Source organism: Streptomyces silvisoli, assembly GCF_029269905.1.
GTDB classification, from domain to species: Bacteria; Actinomycetota; Actinomycetes; order Streptomycetales; family Streptomycetaceae; genus Streptantibioticus_A; species Streptantibioticus_A silvisoli_A.
The window spans coordinates 41,029-55,178 of record NZ_JARJBC010000010.1 but is presented as its reverse complement, the minus strand read 5'-3'; the positions used below and the strand labels follow the sequence as shown (position 1 = coordinate 55,178).

The 14,150-nt window shown below is 66.6% G+C and carries 27 protein-coding genes; all 27 read right to left on the bottom strand.

The window, feature by feature from the left end; genetic code table 11:
* Nucleotides 1–17 precede the first annotated feature (17 nt).
* Nucleotides 18–644: a 30S ribosomal protein S4 gene (rpsD, locus tag P3G67_RS17670; protein WP_269853721.1), complete on the bottom strand. Its 627-nt coding sequence runs from the start codon at nt 642–644 to the stop codon at nt 18–20.
* 26 nt (nt 645–670) lie between these two features.
* Complete coding sequence (rpsK, locus tag P3G67_RS17665; RefSeq protein WP_014144338.1) at nt 671–1,075, bottom strand: 30S ribosomal protein S11; 405 nt, start codon at nt 1,073–1,075, stop codon at nt 671–673.
* A gap of 67 nt (nt 1,076–1,142) precedes the next feature.
* Nucleotides 1,143–1,523, bottom strand: coding sequence for a 30S ribosomal protein S13 (rpsM, locus tag P3G67_RS17660; RefSeq protein WP_269853722.1), 381 nt, complete (start codon nt 1,521–1,523; stop codon nt 1,143–1,145).
* Nucleotides 1,524–1,720: 197 nt separating this feature from the next.
* Nucleotides 1,721–1,834 carry a 50S ribosomal protein L36 gene (gene rpmJ, locus P3G67_RS17655; RefSeq protein WP_003956441.1) on the bottom strand — a complete coding sequence of 38 codons (114 nt, stop codon included), beginning with the start codon at nt 1,832–1,834 and terminating at the stop codon, nt 1,721–1,723.
* A gap of 61 nt (nt 1,835–1,895) precedes the next feature.
* Nucleotides 1,896–2,117, bottom strand: a complete 222-nt coding sequence (gene infA, locus P3G67_RS17650) for a translation initiation factor IF-1 (protein WP_014144336.1) — start codon at nt 2,115–2,117, stop codon at nt 1,896–1,898.
* Between the two features lie 158 nt (nt 2,118–2,275).
* On the bottom strand, nt 2,276–3,112 hold the full coding sequence (map, locus tag P3G67_RS17645) for a type I methionyl aminopeptidase (protein WP_276094308.1): 837 nt from the start codon (nt 3,110–3,112) through the stop codon (nt 2,276–2,278).
* Between the two features lie 123 nt (nt 3,113–3,235).
* Nucleotides 3,236–3,895 (bottom strand): adenylate kinase, encoded by a 660-nt coding sequence (locus P3G67_RS17640; protein WP_276094307.1) that lies wholly within the window; start codon nt 3,893–3,895, stop codon nt 3,236–3,238.
* A complete protein-coding gene (gene secY / locus P3G67_RS17635) occupies nt 3,895–5,214 on the bottom strand; it encodes a preprotein translocase subunit SecY (protein ID WP_276094306.1) in 1,320 nt (439 codons plus the stop codon). The genes P3G67_RS17640 and secY overlap by 1 nt, the downstream gene beginning before the upstream one ends.
* Nucleotides 5,215–5,420: 206 nt before the next feature.
* The gene (rplO, locus tag P3G67_RS17630) at nt 5,421–5,876 is read right to left on the bottom strand and encodes a 50S ribosomal protein L15 (RefSeq protein ID WP_269853726.1); all 456 of its coding nucleotides are present in this window, start codon (nt 5,874–5,876) and stop codon (nt 5,421–5,423) included.
* Nucleotide 5,877: 1 nt separating this feature from the next.
* Nucleotides 5,878–6,060 (bottom strand): 50S ribosomal protein L30, encoded by a 183-nt coding sequence (gene rpmD / locus P3G67_RS17625; RefSeq protein WP_014144331.1) that lies wholly within the window; start codon nt 6,058–6,060, stop codon nt 5,878–5,880.
* The gene (rpsE, locus tag P3G67_RS17620; protein ID WP_269853727.1) at nt 6,060–6,665 is read right to left on the bottom strand and encodes a 30S ribosomal protein S5; all 606 of its coding nucleotides are present in this window, start codon (nt 6,663–6,665) and stop codon (nt 6,060–6,062) included. The genes rpmD and rpsE overlap by 1 nt, the downstream gene beginning before the upstream one ends.
* Before the next feature lie 43 nt (nt 6,666–6,708).
* Entirely contained in the window at nt 6,709–7,092 is a 384-nt protein-coding gene (gene rplR / locus P3G67_RS17615; RefSeq protein ID WP_269853728.1) for a 50S ribosomal protein L18, read from the bottom strand.
* 3 nt (nt 7,093–7,095) lie between these two features.
* On the bottom strand, nt 7,096–7,635 hold the full coding sequence (gene rplF / locus P3G67_RS17610) for a 50S ribosomal protein L6 (RefSeq protein WP_269853729.1): 540 nt from the start codon (nt 7,633–7,635) through the stop codon (nt 7,096–7,098).
* Nucleotides 7,636–7,657: 22 nt separating this feature from the next.
* Nucleotides 7,658–8,056, bottom strand: coding sequence for a 30S ribosomal protein S8 (gene rpsH, locus P3G67_RS17605; protein ID WP_269853730.1), 399 nt, complete (start codon nt 8,054–8,056; stop codon nt 7,658–7,660).
* 243 nt (nt 8,057–8,299) lie between these two features.
* Nucleotides 8,300–8,485 (bottom strand): type Z 30S ribosomal protein S14, encoded by a 186-nt coding sequence (locus tag P3G67_RS17600; RefSeq protein WP_004571834.1) that lies wholly within the window; start codon nt 8,483–8,485, stop codon nt 8,300–8,302.
* A gap of 3 nt (nt 8,486–8,488) precedes the next feature.
* Nucleotides 8,489–9,049 carry a 50S ribosomal protein L5 gene (gene rplE, locus P3G67_RS17595; RefSeq protein ID WP_269853731.1) on the bottom strand — a complete coding sequence of 187 codons (561 nt, stop codon included), beginning with the start codon at nt 9,047–9,049 and terminating at the stop codon, nt 8,489–8,491.
* Nucleotides 9,049–9,372: a 50S ribosomal protein L24 gene (gene rplX / locus P3G67_RS17590; RefSeq protein ID WP_255930075.1), complete on the bottom strand. Its 324-nt coding sequence runs from the start codon at nt 9,370–9,372 to the stop codon at nt 9,049–9,051. Before rplX ends, rplE begins: the two co-directional genes overlap by 1 nt.
* Nucleotides 9,373–9,375: 3 nt before the next feature.
* Nucleotides 9,376–9,744 carry a 50S ribosomal protein L14 gene (gene rplN / locus P3G67_RS17585; protein ID WP_269853732.1) on the bottom strand — a complete coding sequence of 123 codons (369 nt, stop codon included), beginning with the start codon at nt 9,742–9,744 and terminating at the stop codon, nt 9,376–9,378.
* Between the two features lie 97 nt (nt 9,745–9,841).
* Nucleotides 9,842–10,123, bottom strand: coding sequence for a 30S ribosomal protein S17 (gene rpsQ, locus P3G67_RS17580; RefSeq protein ID WP_019888756.1), 282 nt, complete (start codon nt 10,121–10,123; stop codon nt 9,842–9,844).
* Nucleotides 10,123–10,347: a 50S ribosomal protein L29 gene (rpmC, locus tag P3G67_RS17575; RefSeq protein ID WP_255930069.1), complete on the bottom strand. Its 225-nt coding sequence runs from the start codon at nt 10,345–10,347 to the stop codon at nt 10,123–10,125. The genes rpsQ and rpmC overlap by 1 nt, the downstream gene beginning before the upstream one ends.
* Nucleotides 10,347–10,766, bottom strand: a complete 420-nt coding sequence (gene rplP, locus P3G67_RS17570) for a 50S ribosomal protein L16 (protein WP_269853733.1) — start codon at nt 10,764–10,766, stop codon at nt 10,347–10,349. Before rplP ends, rpmC begins: the two co-directional genes overlap by 1 nt.
* A gap of 5 nt (nt 10,767–10,771) precedes the next feature.
* A complete protein-coding gene (gene rpsC, locus P3G67_RS17565; protein ID WP_276094305.1) occupies nt 10,772–11,605 on the bottom strand; it encodes a 30S ribosomal protein S3 in 834 nt (277 codons plus the stop codon).
* Complete coding sequence (rplV, locus tag P3G67_RS17560; protein ID WP_269853916.1) at nt 11,605–11,952, bottom strand: 50S ribosomal protein L22; 348 nt, start codon at nt 11,950–11,952, stop codon at nt 11,605–11,607. The genes rpsC and rplV overlap by 1 nt, the downstream gene beginning before the upstream one ends.
* A 46-nt stretch (nt 11,953–11,998) precedes the next feature.
* On the bottom strand, nt 11,999–12,280 hold the full coding sequence (gene rpsS / locus P3G67_RS17555; RefSeq protein WP_014178772.1) for a 30S ribosomal protein S19: 282 nt from the start codon (nt 12,278–12,280) through the stop codon (nt 11,999–12,001).
* A 12-nt stretch (nt 12,281–12,292) separates the two neighbouring features.
* Nucleotides 12,293–13,129, bottom strand: a complete 837-nt coding sequence (gene rplB, locus P3G67_RS17550; RefSeq protein ID WP_269853735.1) for a 50S ribosomal protein L2 — start codon at nt 13,127–13,129, stop codon at nt 12,293–12,295.
* 42 nt (nt 13,130–13,171) lie between these two features.
* A complete protein-coding gene (gene rplW, locus P3G67_RS17545; RefSeq protein ID WP_269853736.1) occupies nt 13,172–13,498 on the bottom strand; it encodes a 50S ribosomal protein L23 in 327 nt (108 codons plus the stop codon).
* The gene (gene rplD / locus P3G67_RS17540) at nt 13,498–14,148 is read right to left on the bottom strand and encodes a 50S ribosomal protein L4 (RefSeq protein ID WP_269853737.1); all 651 of its coding nucleotides are present in this window, start codon (nt 14,146–14,148) and stop codon (nt 13,498–13,500) included. The genes rplW and rplD overlap by 1 nt, the downstream gene beginning before the upstream one ends.
* Nucleotides 14,149–14,150: the final 2 nt, after the last annotated feature.

Below are 14,150 nucleotides of genomic sequence, written 5' to 3'. Positions count from 1 at the left end.
CCACACCACCCGAACCCTTACTTGGAGTAGAGCTCGACGATCAGCTGCTCCTGCACCTGGGTGTCGATCACCTGGCGCTCGGGCAGCGAGTGCACGAGGATCCGAAGCTTCGCCGGGCTGGCCTCCAGCCAGGCCGGAACCGTCTTCTCGCCGGCCTCGGCAGCGGCGACCTGGAACGGGGTCAGCTGCTTGGAGGACGGGCGGACCTCGATGATGTCGTTCGGGGAGACCCGAGCCGACGGGATGTCCGTCTTGCGGCCGTTCAGCGTGATGTGGCCGTGGCGGACCAGCTGACGGGCGTGGTCGCGGGACTTGGCGAAGCCAGCCCGGTACACCACGTTGTCCAGCCGGGACTCCAGGATGCGGAGCAGGTTCTCGCCGGTCTTGCCGGACTTCCTGTTCGCCTCCTCGTAGTACCCGCGGAACTGCTTCTCAAGGACACCGTAGATGCGCGCGCACTTCTGCTTCTCGCGCTTCTGCAGCAGGTACTCGCTGTCCTTGGTGCGCCCGCGACCGTGCTCACCCGGGGGGTAAGGACGGATCTCGATCGGGCACTTCGCGCTCTCGCACTTAGCTCCCTTGAGGAAGAGCTTCTGCTTTTCCCGACGGCAACGCTTGCAGTCGGCCCCGGTGTAACGCGCCATTGTCTTCGTTCTCCTACTTCAGCTGGTCAGACGCGGCGGCGCTTCGGCGGGCGGCAGCCGTTGTGCGGGGTCGGGGTGACGTCCTGGATCGAGCCCACCTCGAGGCCGGTGGCCTGCAGCGAGCGGATCGCGGTCTCCCGGCCGGAGCCCGGACCCTTCACGAACACGTCGACCTTGCGCATGCCGTGCTCCTGGGCACGACGGGCGGCCGACTCGGCGGCCATCTGCGCGGCGAACGGGGTCGACTTGCGCGAGCCCTTGAAGCCGACGTGGCCGGCCGAGGCCCACGAGATCACGTTGCCGGTCGGGTCGGTGATCGAAACGATGGTGTTGTTGAACGTGCTCTTGATGTGAGCGTGCCCGTGGGCAACGTTCTTCTTCTCCTTGCGGCGCACCTTCTTGGCGCCGGCCTGACGGCCCTTCGGAGGCATAGGTAATTACTCCCGTGGAGGTGGTCGGTCCTACAGCACGGACCGCTTGCAGCGTCCTGCTCTCGGACTACTTCTTGCCCGGCTTCTTCTTGCCGGCGATGGCGCGACGCGGGCCCTTGCGGGTGCGGGCGTTGGTGTGGGTGCGCTGACCGTGCACCGGCAGGCCACGGCGGTGCCGCAGGCCCTGGTAGCAGCCGATCTCCACCTTGCGCCGGATGTCCGCCTGGATCTCGCGGCGGAGGTCACCCTCGGTGCGGTAGTTGGCGTCGACCCACTGGTTGATCTTGACGAGGTCGTCCTCGGACAGATCGCGGACGCGGGTGTCCGGGTTCACGCCGGTGTTCTTCAGGGTCTCCTGGGCACGGGTGCGACCGATGCCGAAGACGTAGGTCAGAGCGACCTCGACGCGCTTTTCGCGCGGGAGGTCAACGCCTGCGAGGCGTGCCATGAATCTGGCTCCTGTTGATGTCGGAGGTCTTCCGCAGCACCGTTCCCGTAAGACTCGTTCCTAAGGCTTACGAGCCGGGTCCCCGGCCTCCACCGGGGGTGTCGTCCCCGCGCTCGCGCGAGGGGTCGGGTGACTGCGTATGTACGTGTTTTGCTGCGTCGCGCGAAGAACTGCGAGTGCGAATCAGCCGTCGTGCGTCAGCCCTGGCGCTGCTTGTGGCGCAGGTTGTCGCAGATGACCATGACCCGGCCGTGACGGCGGATCACCTTGCACTTGTCGCAGATCTTCTTGACGCTCGGCTTGACCTTCATGGGATGTGAGGTTCTCCGGGTCGTGCCAGCACCCCACGGGAGCGGGGTAACGGGCTGAGATCTACTTGTAGCGGTAGACGATCCGACCGCGCGTCAGGTCGTACGGAGACAGCTCCACCACGACCCGGTCGTCCGGCAGGATGCGGATGTAGTGCATGCGCATCTTGCCGCTGATGTGCGCGAGGACCTTGTGCCCGTTCTGGAGCTCCACCTTGAACATAGCGTTCGGCAGAGACTCGATCACGGTGCCCTCGATTTCGATGGCCCCTTGCTTCTTGGGCACGCTTCGCCTTTCGAGATCGGCTACCTTGATCGACTCGCATATACGCACGCAGGCATGCGGGTATACGTGAGCCGACGCATCAGTCTACGTCAGCCCGCGCGGAATGACGAATCGGGGTTCCGTGCCCGTGCCAGCGGCATGCCCAGCCCGGGAGATCGTTACGCCAGCGGGTCGGGGGCGGCCGTGACGCCGTACTCGGCGAGCTTCGCCTTTCCGCCGTCGACGGCGGTCAGCACCAGCGGGCCCTGCTCGGTCAGCGCCACCGAGTGCTCCCAGTGGCAGGCCCACGTACCATCGTCGGTCTTGACCGTCCAGTCGTCCTCGAGGACGTGGGTGGTCGCGGCCCCCAGGCTCACCATCGGCTCGATCGCCAGGCACATGCCGGGCACCAGCTTCGGGCCGCGGCCGCGCTTGCGGGTGACGTAGTTCAGCAGGTGCGGGTCCATGTGCATCTGCGAGCCGATGCCATGGCCGCCGTACTCCTCGATGATCCCGTACTTGCCGGTGGCCGGACGCGGCTGGCGGCGGATGTAGGACTCGATCGCCTTGGAGATGTCGACCAGCCGGTCACCGCTCCGGAACGCGGCGATCCCGGCCCACATCGACTCCTCGGTCACCCGGCTCAGCTCGTGCAGCTCGGGGGCGTGGCCGTCGCCGACGAAGACGGTGATCGCGGCGTCACCGTGCCAGCCGTCCACGATGGCGCCGGCGTCGATGGAGATGATGTCGCCGGAGCGAAGGATCGTTTCGCGGTCCGGGATGCCATGCACCACGACGTCGTTCACCGAGGTGCAGATGTTGCCGGGGAACCCTCCGTAGCCCAGGAAGTTCGGCTTGGCACCGTGGTCGGAGAGCACCTTGGCGGCGATCTCGTCCAGCTCCTTGGTGCTGGCCCCCGGTACCGCCGCCTCGGCGCAGGCCTTGTGCATCGCCGCCACGACCAGTCCCGCGGCGCGCATCTTCGCGATCTGCTCCGGGGTCTTGATCTCCACCATCGGCTCGCGCCTTCCGTCGTCAGCCAGTCCTGGGAATACAGCAACAGTACGGCCGCGGCGCCACTCGGGCGCCGCGGCCGACCGTGCTACGTCGGGAAACCGGGCCTGCGGCCCGTGGGGGTACTAGGCGGCCTTGGCGCGCTGCAGCGCGTCCATGGCGCGCTGGGTGACCTCGTCCACCTTGCCGAGCGCCGAGATCGTCACCACGAGGTTCTGCGCCTTGTAGTAGTCGATGATCGGCTCGGTCTCGTTGTGGTAGACCTCAAGGCGCTTGCGAACGGTGTCCTCGTGGTCGTCGTCGCGCTGGTACAGCTCACCGCCGCAGATGTCGCACACGCCCTCCTGCTTGGGCGGGCTGTACGTGACGTGGAAGACGTGGCTGGAGTCGTTGCGGCAGATCCGGCGGCCCGCGATCCGCTTGACCACCTCGTCCTCCGGCACCTCCAGGTCCAGCACCGCGTCCAGCGCCAGGTTCCGGTCAGCCAGGAACCGGTCCAGCGCCTTGGCCTGGGCGAGGTTGCGCGGGAAGCCGTCGAGCAGGAAGCCCTGCTCGGTGTCCGCCTGCGACAGACGGTCCTCCGCCATCGCGATGGTGACCTCGTCCGGCACCAGCTGCCCGGCGTTCATGTACTCCTGCGCCTTCTTGCCGAGCAGCGTGCCCTGGCTGATGTTGGCGCGGAAGAGGTCGCCGGTGGAGATGTGCGGGATCGACAGGTTCTTGGCGAGGTACTGGGCCTGAGTGCCCTTACCAGCGCCAGGCGGCCCGACGAGGACGATTCGCATCAGCGGAGGAACCCTTCGTAGTTGCGCTGCTGGAGCTGGCTCTCGATCTGCTTAACGGTCTCCAGGCCGACACCCACGATGATCAGAATGCTGGTGCCTCCGAAGGGGAAGTTGTTCTGGCTCCCCTGGAAGAACGCGATCGCCACCGTGGGCACGAGGGCGATCAGACCCAGGTAGAGCGAGCCCGGCCAGGTGATCCGGTTGAGCACATAGCTCAAGTACTCCGCGGTGGGTCGTCCCGCCCGGATGCCCGGGATGAAGCCACCATACTTCTTCATGTTGTCGGCAACTTCCTCGGGGTTGAAGGAAATGGCCACGTAGAAGAAGGCGAAGAAGACGATCAGCAGGAAGTACAGGGTCAGGTAGATCGGGTGGTCGCCCTTGGTCAGGTTGGTGCTGATCCACTGGGCCCACCCGGCCGTGGAGTTTCCGCTGAACTGGACGACCAGGGCCGGAATGTAGAGCAGCGACGAGGCGAAGATGACCGGGATGACACCGGCCTGGTTGACCTTCACCGGAATATAGGTCGAGGTGCCGCCGTAGGACCGCCGCCCGATCATCCGCTTCGCGTACTGGACCGGAATTCGGCGTTGCGCCTGCTCGACGAAGACCACGAGGCAGACCATCGCCAGGCCGACCGCGATGACGATGGCGAACTCGCCCCAGCCGCCAATGATCTTGCCGGACTTCTTGATCGCCCACAGCGAGCCCGGGAAGCCCGCGGCGATCGAGGTGAACATCAGGATCGACATGCCGTTGCCGATGCCGCGGTCGGTGATCAGCTCACCGAGCCACATGATCATGACGGTGCCCGCGGTCATGGTGATGACCATGACGGCGGTGCGGAAGATCGACTGGTCCGGCACGATCTGGTTGCCGACCTGGCAGGTGCGGAACAGCGTGCCGCTCTGCGCGGTGGCCACCAGGCCGGTGCCCTGCAGGATGGCGAGCGCCAGGGTCAGGTAGCGGGTGTACTGCGTGATCTTCGCGGTACCGGCCTGACCCTCCTTCTTGAGGGCCTCGAGGCGGGGGATGACCACGGTCAGCAGCTGGAGGATGATGCTTGCCGTGATGTACGGCATGATCCCCAGCGCGAAGATCGTCAGCTGCAGGAGCGCTCCGCCGCTGAACATGTTGATCATGCCGAAGAGACCGCCGTTGCCGCCGGCCTCCTTGATGCACTGGTTGACGTTCTGGTAGTCCACCCCGGGCACCGGAATGTGCGCACCGAGCCGGAACAGCACCAGGATGCCCAACGTGAACAGCAGCTTCTTTCGCAGGTCGGGCGTCTTGAACGCCCGGGCGAACGCGGTGAGCACGGTGCCTCCTGCGCCTCCCGCGCGTCGCGGAAGGTGACGGTCGTGAGGTCGACTGGGTACTGGAGTGGGTACCGAAGAGGTACCAACGGGTTACCTCGCCACCTTACCGGCGACGAAGCCACCCGAGGAATGACCAACCGGGGATGCCCTGACTTCTTTGGGCATCCCCGGTTGGTTTGGTCACCGAGCTTGGGACAAGCTCAGGCTCAGACGAGCTCGGTGACGGTGCCGCCAGCGGCGGTGATCTTCTCCTTGGCGGAGCCGGAGACGGCGTCGACCGTCACCTGCAGCGCCACGGAGAGGTCGCCCTGGCCGAGCACCTTGACGAGCTCGTTCTTGCGAACAGCGCCCTTGGCGACCAGGTCGGCCACCGTGACCTCGCCACCCTGCGGGTAGAGCTCGGCCAGCTTGTCCAGGTTCACCACCTGGAACTGCTTGTGGGCGGGGTTCTTGAAGCCCTTGAGCTTCGGGAGCCGCATGTGGAGGGGCATCTGCCCACCCTCGAAGCGCTCCGGAACCTGGTAACGGGCCTTGGTGCCCTTGGTGCCACGACCGGCCGTCTTGCCCTTGGACGCCTCACCACGACCCACACGGGTCTTGGCGGTCTTGGCGCCCGGAGCCGGACGGAGGTTGTGGACCTTCAGCGGCTTAGCCTCCGCCATGTCAGTCAACCTCCTCGACCGTGACGAGGTGACGCACGGTGTGCGCCATGCCGCGGATCTCCGGGCGGTCCTCCTTGACGACCACGTCGTTCAGGCGCTTCAGCCCGAGCGAACGCAGGGTGTCACGGTGGTTCTGCTTGCTACCGATGTAGGACTTGGTCTGCGTGATCTTCAGGCGAGCCATCAGACACCCGCCCCAGCACGCGCCCGCAGCAGAGCGGCGGGAGCGACGTCCTCCAGCGGCAGGCCACGACGGGCGGCGATCTCCTCGGGACGCTGCAGCCCCTGGAGCGCGGCCACCGTGGCGTGCACGATGTTGATCGGGTTGGACGAGCCGAGCGACTTGCTCAGCACGTCGTGGATGCCCGCGCACTCCAGCACGGCGCGCACCGGGCCACCGGCGATAACACCGGTACCGGGGGACGCCGGCTTGAGCAGCACGACACCCGCGGCCTTCTCGCCCTGGATCGGGTGCGGGATGGTGCCCTGGATACGGGGGACCCGGAAGAAGTGCTTCTTGGCCTCCTCCACACCCTTGGCGATGGCGGCCGGCACCTCCTTGGCCTTGCCGTAACCGACACCCACCTGACCGTCGCCGTCGCCCACCACGACCAGCGCGGTGAAGCTGAAGCGACGACCACCCTTGACTACCTTGGCGACGCGGTTGATCGCGACGACGCGCTCGACGTACGCGGTCTTCTCAGCCGCGGCGCCGCCGTCGCGCCGGTCCTTCCGGTCCCGCCGCTCGCCGCCACCGGCGCCGCCACCGCGGCGCTGGGGTCCAGCCATTGGAATTACCTCTCTCGTTGACTTCCGCTGCTACGGAACCGGCTCAGAACTTGAGCCCGGCCTCACGGGCGGCGTCCGCCAGGGCGGCGATGCGCCCCGCGTACCGGTTACCCGCGCGGTCGAACACGACGCTCTCGATGCCGGCGGCCTTGGCCCGCTCGGCGACCAGCTCGCCGACCTTCTTGGCCTGGACCGACTTGTCGCCCTCGGTGCCCCGGATCGAGGCGTCCAGGGTCGAAGCGGACGCCAGCGTGTGGCCCGCGACATCGTCGATGACCTGCGCGGCGATGCCCCGGTTGGACCGGGTCACGACCAGACGCGGGGTCTCCGCCGTACCGTTGATCCGCTTGCGGCCACGGATCTGGCGACGCTTGCGAGCGGTGCGCTTGTAGGCGTCGCCCTTGGCGATCTTCACACCGTATGCCATGGCTTACTTACCAGCCTTTCCGACCTTGCGGCGGATGACCTCGCCCGCGTACTTCACGCCCTTGGCCTTGTACGGGTCGGGCTTGCGCAGCTTGCGGATGTTCGCGGCGACCTCGCCGACCTTCTGCTTGTCGATGCCCTCGACGCTGAACTTGGTCGGGGACTCCACCTTGAAGGCGATGCCCTCCGGGGCCTCGACGAGGATCGGGTGGCTGTAGCCCAGCGAGAACTCCAGGTTGGAGCCCTTCGCCTGGACGCGGTAACCAACACCGCTGATCTCCAGCGCCTTGCTGTAGCCCTGGGTCACGCCGGTGATCATGTTCGCCACCAGCGTGCGGGACAGGCCGTGCAGGGCCTTCGACTCACGCTCATCATTCGGGCGGGTGACAACGAGGTTGTTGTCCTCGCCCTTGGCGATCTCGATGGGCGCGGCAACGGTGTGGGAGAGGGATCCCTTGGGACCCTTCACCTGGACCGTACGGCCATCGATGGTGACGTCCACGCCGGCGGGAACCTGGATGGGCAGCCGTCCAATACGCGACATGGCTTTACCTCCGTTTCCCGAGTTACCAGACGTAGGCGAGGACTTCCCCGCCCACGCCCTTCTTGGCGGCCTGCTTGTCGGTGAGCAGACCGTGCGACGTGGAGATGATCGCCACGCCCAGGCCGCCGAGCACCTTCGGCAGGTTGGTGGACTTTGCGTAGACCCGCAGACCCGGCTTGCTGATCCGCTTGATGCCGGCGATCGAGCGCTCGCGGTTCGGGCCGAACTTCAGGTTGATGTGGAGGTTCTTGCCGACCTCGGCGTCCTCCACCTTCCAGTCGGCGATGTAACCCTCCTGCTGGAGGATCTCCGCGATGTGCGACTTGATCTTGCTGTGCGGCATCACGACGTCGTCGTGGTAGGCCGAGTTCGCGTTACGCAGACGCGTGAGCATGTCTGCGATGGGGTCGGTCATGGTCATGATGGCCTGTGGCCTCTCTCGCCGGGGTTTCCTATATGCGCCATCCCTCTCCCCCATCAGTCTGGGGACGGGTGCGGCGCGGGGACCTACGGCGTAGTAAGCGACTTCTAGCGGGCTGGGCCCGCGGGCGGTCATGGGCGGCGGGCGCCCAACCCTTCTACTCTACGGGAGTTGAAGGACGGGACCCGCCACCCACTCTTGCCACTCTTGCTTACCGAGAGTCCTGGCTTCCCAACTGGGGGATTACCAGGAGCTCTTGGTCACGCCCGGCAGCTCGCCACGGTGAGCCATCTCACGAAGGCACACGCGGCACAGGCCGAACTTGCGGTACACGGAGTGCGGACGGCCGCAGCGCTGGCAGCGCGTGTAGGCACGCACGGCGAACTTCGGCTTGCGGGCAGCCTTGGCAATGAGAGCCTTCTTCGCCACGGCTCACGCCTCCTTGAACGGGAAGCCGAGGTGACGAAGGAGCGCGCGGCCCTCGTCGTCGTTGGTCGCCGTGGTCACCACGGTGATGTCCATACCCCGGACGCGGTCGATCTTGTCCTGGTCGATCTCGTGGAACATGACCTGCTCCGTGAGACCGAAGGTGTAGTTGCCCCGGCCGTCGAACTGCTTCGGCGACAGACCCCGGAAGTCGCGGATGCGCGGCAGCGCGAGCGACAGCAGGCGGTCCAGGAACTCCCACATGCGGTCACCCCGGAGGGTGACGTGGGCGCCGATCGGCTGGCCCTCACGCAGCTTGAACTGCGCGATGGACTTCCGGGCCTTGGTAACGGCGGGCTTCTGGCCGGTGATCGTGGCGAGGTCGCGGATGGCGCCCTCGATCAGCTTGGAGTCGCGGGCGGCGTCGCCCACACCCATGTTGACCACGATCTTGGTCAGACCCGGGATCTGCATGACGTTCTCGTACTTGAACTCGTCACGCATCTTGCCCGCGATCTCGTCGCGGTAGCGCTGCTTGAGGCGCGGGGAAGTGGTGGTGGCAGTCATCAGATGTCCTCACCGGTCCGCTTGGCAACGCGGATCTTGTTGCCGTCCTCGTCGAAGCGGTAGCCGACGCGGGTGACGACCTTCTTGCCGTCCTTCTCCACGACCAGCTGAACGTTGCTGACGTGGATGGGGGCCTCGACGGTCACGATGCCGCCGGTCTTCGACCCACGCGCGGTCTGGCCGACCTTGGTGTGCTTCTTGACCCGGTTGACACCCTCGACCAGGACACGGTCCTCGCGCGGGAAGGCCTGGATGACCTTGCCCTGCTTGCCCTTGTCCTTACCGGTGATGACCTGGACCAGGTCGCCCTTCTTGATCTTCATCGGTTACAGCACCTCCGGCGCGAGCGAGACGATCTTCATGAACTTCTTCTCGCGCAGCTCCCGGCCGACCGGGCCGAAGATGCGGGTACCGCGGGGGTCACCGTCGTTCTTGAGGATGACGGCGGCGTTCTCGTCGAAGCGGATGTACGAGCCGTCGGGACGGCGCCGCTCCTTGACGGTACGGACGACGACGGCCTTGACGACCTCGCCCTTCTTCACGTTGCCACCGGGGATCGCGTCCTTGACGGTGGCGACGATGACGTCACCGATTCCCGCGTAGCGGCGACCCGAGCCACCGAGAACACGGATGCAAAGGATCTCCTTGGCACCAGTGTTGTCGGCGACACGCAGTCGCGACTCCTGCTGGATCACGTCTATCTCCTGATCGTCTGCCGGTTCCCGGCAGGGGCTCTGTGCGAGCCCCTGCCGAGCCTGGCGGAACTGTCCAGAAGGCTTATGCCTTCAGGAATTACTTGGCCTTCTCGAGGATCTCGACGACGCGCCAGCGCTTGGTCGCGGACAGCGGCCGGGTCTCCATCAGGAGGACGCGGTCGCCGACACCCGCGGCGTTCTGCTCGTCGTGCGCCTTGAGCTTGTTGGTACGGCGGATGACCTTGCCGTACAGCGCGTGCTTGACGCGGTCCTCGACAGCGACGACGACGGTCTTGTCCATCTTGTCGCTGACGACCAGGCCCTCACGGGTCTTGCGGAAACCGCGCTCGTTCGTCTCAGTCACATTCTTCTCGCTCATCAGGCGCTCTCCACCGTCTCGATGCCGAGCTCGCGCTCCCGCATCAGGGTGTAGATCCGGGCGATGTCCTTGCGGACGACCTTGAGCCGGGAGTTGTTCTCAAGCTGTCCGGTGGCCGCCTGGAAGCGGAGGTTGAACAGCTCCTCCTTGGCCTCACGAAGCTTCGCAACGAGTTCCTCGTTGTTCAGCTCGCGCAGCTCGGTCGCCTTGGTACCGGCCGCCATCACGACTCACCTGCCTCGCGCCGGACGATCCGGCACTTCATCGGAAGCTTGTGGGCGGCGCGGGTCAGCGCCTCCCGGGCAACCTTCTCGTTCGGGAAAGACAGCTCGAACATCACCCGACCGGGCTTGACGTTCGCGACCCACCACTCGGGCGAGCCCTTACCGGAACCCATGCGGGTTTCGGCCGGCTTCTTCGTCAGCGGACGGTCCGGGTAGATGTTGATCCACACCTTGCCGCCACGGCGGATGTGACGGGTGATGGCGATACGAGCGGACTCGATCTGCCGGTTCGTCACGTAGGCCGGGGTCACGGCCTGGATGCCGTACTCACCGAACGCCAGCTCGGTGCCGCCCTTGGCCATGCCGTCGCGCTTCGGGTGGTGCTGCTTGCGGTGCTTGACCCTACGGGGGATCAGCATTGGGGTCAGGCCTCCGTTCCGGTGGTCTCCGCTGCCGGAGCCTCAGCGGTGGGAGCCTCGGCCTTGGGGGCCTGCTCTCCGCCCTGCTGGGGCCGACGGCCACGGCCGCCGCGCTCGCCACCGCGGCGCTGCGGACGGTCACTGCCGCCACCGGGACCGCGCGACGGGCGGTTGCCGGCGCGGGCGGCGGCGCCTTCGGCGCGGACCTCGGCGATGTTCTTCACGTCGCCCTTGTAGATCCACACCTTCACACCGATGCGGCCGAAGGTGGTCTTGGCCTCGAAGAAGCCGTAGTCCACGTTGGCGCGCAGGGTGTGCAGCGGAACCCGACCCTCGCGGTAGAACTCGGAGCGGGACATCTCGGCGCCGCCGAGACGGCCACCGCACTGGATCTTGATGCCCTTGGCGCCCGCCTTCATCGTGCCCTGCATGCTCTTGCGCATGGCACGACGGAAGGAGACACGGGAGGCCAGCTGCTCGGCGACGGCCTGGGCCACCAGCTGAGCGTCGGTCTCCGGGTTCTTGACCTCGAGGATGTTCAGCTGGACCTGCTTGCCGGTCAGCTTCTCCAGGTCACCGCGGATGCGGTCGGCCTCCGCGCCGCGACGGCCGATGACGATGCCCGGCCGGGCGGTGTGGATGTCGACGCGGACGCGGTCGCGGGTGCGCTCGATCTCCACCTTGGAGATACCGGCACGCTCCATGCCCTGCGTCATCATCCGGCGGATGGCGACGTCTTCCTTGACGTAGTCCTTGTACAGCTTGTCGGCGTACCAGCGGGACTTGAAGTCCGTGGTGATGCCGAGCCGGAACCCGTGCGGGTTAACCTTCTGGCCCATTACCGGGTCCCTTCCTTGCTGGCGACGACCACGGTGATGTGGCTGGTCCGCTTACGGATCCGGTAGGCACGGCCCTGGGCGCGCGGCCGGAACCGCTTCAGGGTCGGGCCCTCGTCCACGTACGCCTCGCTGATGTACAGCGAGTTGGCGTCCGTGTGGTCGTAGTTGTGCGCGGCGTTGGCGATGGCGCTGTCCAGCACCTTGCCCACCGGCACGCTCGCGGCCTGCGGAGCGAATCGCAGGACCGCCTGAGCCTCCGTGGCATCCATGCCACGGATGAGGTCCACCACGCGGCGGGCCTTCATGGGCGTGACGCGGATGTACCGCGCCTGGGCCCTGGCTTCCATGGTTGTCCCTTCGGTGTCAGTCATGAGTCTTCGCGTACTCCGCTGATCAGCGACGCCGCGACTTGCGGTCGTCCTTCTCGTGGCCGCGGAAGGTGCGGGTCGGCGCGAACTCGCCGAGCTTGTGGCCAACCATCGACTCGGTGACGAACACCGGGACGTGCTTGCGGCCGTCGTGCACCGCGATCGTGTGGCCGAGCATGGCCGGGACGATCATCGAGCGGCGGGACCAGGTCTTGATGACGTTCTTGGTGCCTGCCTCGTTCTGTACGTCCACCTTCTTGATCAGGTGGTCGTCGACGAAGGGCCCCTTCTTCAGACTGCGCGGCATCTAAACCCGCTCCTAGCGCTTCTTGTTCGTCTTGCGGCGGCGGACGATGTACTTGTCGCTGGCCTTCTTCGGCCGACGAGTACGTCCTTCCTTCTGGCCCCAGGGGCTGACCGGGTGGCGACCACCGGAGGTCTTGCCCTCACCACCACCGTGCGGGTGGTCAACCGGGTTCATCGCGACACCACGAACGGTCGGGCGGACGCCCTTCCAGCGCATGCGGCCGGCCTTGCCCCAGTTGATGTTCGACTGCTCGGCGTTGCCGACCTCACCGACGGTGGCGCGGCAGCGGACGTCGACCAGGCGGATCTCACCGGACGGCATGCGCAGGTGGGCCATGGAGCCCTCCTTCGCCAGCAGCTGCACGGAGGCACCCGCGGAACGGGCGAACTTCGCGCCGCCGCCGGGCCGCAGCTCGATGGCGTGGATGGTCGTACCGACCGGGATGTTGCGCAGCGACAGGTTGTTGCCCGGCTTGATGTCGGCCGCGGGGCCGTTCTCCACCCGGTCGCCCTGCTTCAGGCCACGCGGGGCGATGATGTAGCGCTTCTCGCCGTCCGCGTAGTGCAGCAGCGCGATGCGCGCGGTGCGGTTGGGGTCGTACTCGATGTGCGCGACCTTGGCCGGCACGCCGTCCTTGTCGTGCCGACGGAAGTCGATCACCCGGTAGGCGCGCTTGTGGCCGCCGCCCTGGTGACGAACGGTCACACGACCGGCGTTGTTACGGCCGCCCTTGCTGTGCAGCGGGCGGACCAGCGACTTCTCCGGCGTGGACCGCGTGATCTCGACGAAGTCGGCGACGCTGGAGCCACGACGGCCCGGGGTCGTCGGCTTGTACTTGCGGATACCCATTTCTCAGTCCTCGTCCGATTCCGGACGACTCGGACTCCTGATTCAGGAGACCGGGCCGCCGAAGATGTCGATACGGTCGCCCTCGGCGAGGGTCACGATGGCGCGCTTGGTGTCCTTGCGCTTGCCGAAACCGGTGCGGGTGCGCTTGCGCTTGCCCTGCCGGTTGATCGTGTTGACCCCGGTGACCTTGACCGAGAAGACCGACTCGACGGCCTGCTTGATCTGGGTCTTGTTGGCGCGCGGGTCGACGATGAACGTGTACTTGTTCTCGTCCAGCAGCGCGTAGCTCTTCTCCGAAACCACCGGCTTGAGCAGCACGTCACGCAGATCGGTGAACGTCTTGCTGGTGGCGACAGTCGCCTCGCTCATCAGGCGGCGCTCCCTTCGGTCTCAGCGGCGCCGTTACCGGTGAAGCGGTCGAAGGCGTCCTTGGTGAAGACCACGTCGTCGGAGACGAGCACGTCGTACGCGTTGAGCTGACCGGCCTCCAGGATGTGGACCTGGGGCAGGTTGCGCGCCGACAGCCAGGAGGCCTCGTCGGCCCGCTCGACGACCAGCAGCACGTTCTTGCGGTCGCTGATCTTGCCCAGCAGCGCCTTGGCGGCCTTGGTCGACGGGGCGGAGCCCTCGACCACGCCGGACACGACGTGGATGCGGTTGTGACGCGCGCGGTCGGTCAGGGCGCCACGCAGGGCGGCCTTGATCATCTTCTTCGGCGTCCGCTGCGAGTAGTCGCGCGGCACCGGGCCGTGCACGACGCCACCGCCGGCGAACTGCGGAGCGCGGGTCGAACCCTGACGGGCGCGGCCGGTGCCCTTCTGGCGGTACGGCTTCTTGCCACCGCCGCGGACCTCGCCGCGGGTCTTGGTCTTGTGCGTGCCCTGACGGGCAGCGGCCAGCTGCGCGACAACGACCTGGTGGATCAGCGGAACGCTGACCTTGGCGTCGAAGATCTCCTCGGGGAGCTCGACGGTCCCGGCCTTGTCGCCTGCCGGCGAAAGGATGTCAATGGTGCTCATCG

Bases quoted from the DNA above. Each gene is read 5' to 3' on its own strand.
- rplV (WP_269853916.1), bottom strand. From the start codon at position 11,952: ATGGAAGCCAGGGCCCAGGCGCGGTACATCCGCGTCACGCCCATGAAG.
- rpmC (WP_255930069.1), bottom strand. From the start codon at position 10,347: ATGGCGGCCGGTACCAAGGCGACCGAGCTGCGCGAGCTGAACAACGAG.
- rpsS (WP_014178772.1), bottom strand. From the start codon at position 12,280: ATGCCGCGCAGTCTGAAGAAGGGGCCCTTCGTCGACGACCACCTGATC.
- rpsD (WP_269853721.1), bottom strand. From the start codon at position 644: ATGGCGCGTTACACCGGGGCCGACTGCAAGCGTTGCCGTCGGGAAAAG.
- rplX (WP_255930075.1), bottom strand. From the start codon at position 9,372: ATGAAGATCAAGAAGGGCGACCTGGTCCAGGTCATCACCGGTAAGGAC.
- rplE (WP_269853731.1), bottom strand. From the start codon at position 9,049: ATGACTGCCACCACCACTTCCCCGCGCCTCAAGCAGCGCTACCGCGAC.
- rplO (WP_269853726.1), bottom strand. From the start codon at position 5,876: ATGGCGGAGGCTAAGCCGCTGAAGGTCCACAACCTCCGTCCGGCTCCG.
- rplP (WP_269853733.1), bottom strand. From the start codon at position 10,766: ATGCTGATCCCCCGTAGGGTCAAGCACCGCAAGCAGCACCACCCGAAG.
- P3G67_RS17640 (WP_276094307.1), bottom strand. From the start codon at position 3,895: ATGCGAATCGTCCTCGTCGGGCCGCCTGGCGCTGGTAAGGGCACTCAG.
- rplF (WP_269853729.1), bottom strand. From the start codon at position 7,635: ATGTCGCGTATTGGACGGCTGCCCATCCAGGTTCCCGCCGGCGTGGAC.
- rplW (WP_269853736.1), bottom strand. From the start codon at position 13,498: ATGAGCGAGGCGACTGTCGCCACCAGCAAGACGTTCACCGATCTGCGT.
- rplR (WP_269853728.1), bottom strand. From the start codon at position 7,092: ATGGCATACGGTGTGAAGATCGCCAAGGGCGACGCCTACAAGCGCACC.
- rpmJ (WP_003956441.1), bottom strand. From the start codon at position 1,834: ATGAAGGTCAAGCCGAGCGTCAAGAAGATCTGCGACAAGTGCAAGGTG.
- rplB (WP_269853735.1), bottom strand. From the start codon at position 13,129: ATGGGTATCCGCAAGTACAAGCCGACGACCCCGGGCCGTCGTGGCTCC.
- rpmD (WP_014144331.1), bottom strand. From the start codon at position 6,060: ATGGCTCGCCTGAAGATCACGCAGACCAAGTCCTACATCGGTAGCAAG.
- rpsM (WP_269853722.1), bottom strand. From the start codon at position 1,523: ATGGCACGCCTCGCAGGCGTTGACCTCCCGCGCGAAAAGCGCGTCGAG.
- map (WP_276094308.1), bottom strand. From the start codon at position 3,112: ATGGTGGAGATCAAGACCCCGGAGCAGATCGCGAAGATGCGCGCCGCG.
- rpsH (WP_269853730.1), bottom strand. From the start codon at position 8,056: ATGACCATGACCGACCCCATCGCAGACATGCTCACGCGTCTGCGTAAC.
- rplD (WP_269853737.1), bottom strand. From the start codon at position 14,148: ATGAGCACCATTGACATCCTTTCGCCGGCAGGCGACAAGGCCGGGACC.
- rpsK (WP_014144338.1), bottom strand. From the start codon at position 1,075: ATGCCTCCGAAGGGCCGTCAGGCCGGCGCCAAGAAGGTGCGCCGCAAG.
- rpsE (WP_269853727.1), bottom strand. From the start codon at position 6,665: ATGGCTGGACCCCAGCGCCGCGGTGGCGGCGCCGGTGGCGGCGAGCGG.
- rpsQ (WP_019888756.1), bottom strand. From the start codon at position 10,123: ATGAGCGAGAAGAATGTGACTGAGACGAACGAGCGCGGTTTCCGCAAG.
- rpsC (WP_276094305.1), bottom strand. From the start codon at position 11,605: ATGGGCCAGAAGGTTAACCCGCACGGGTTCCGGCTCGGCATCACCACG.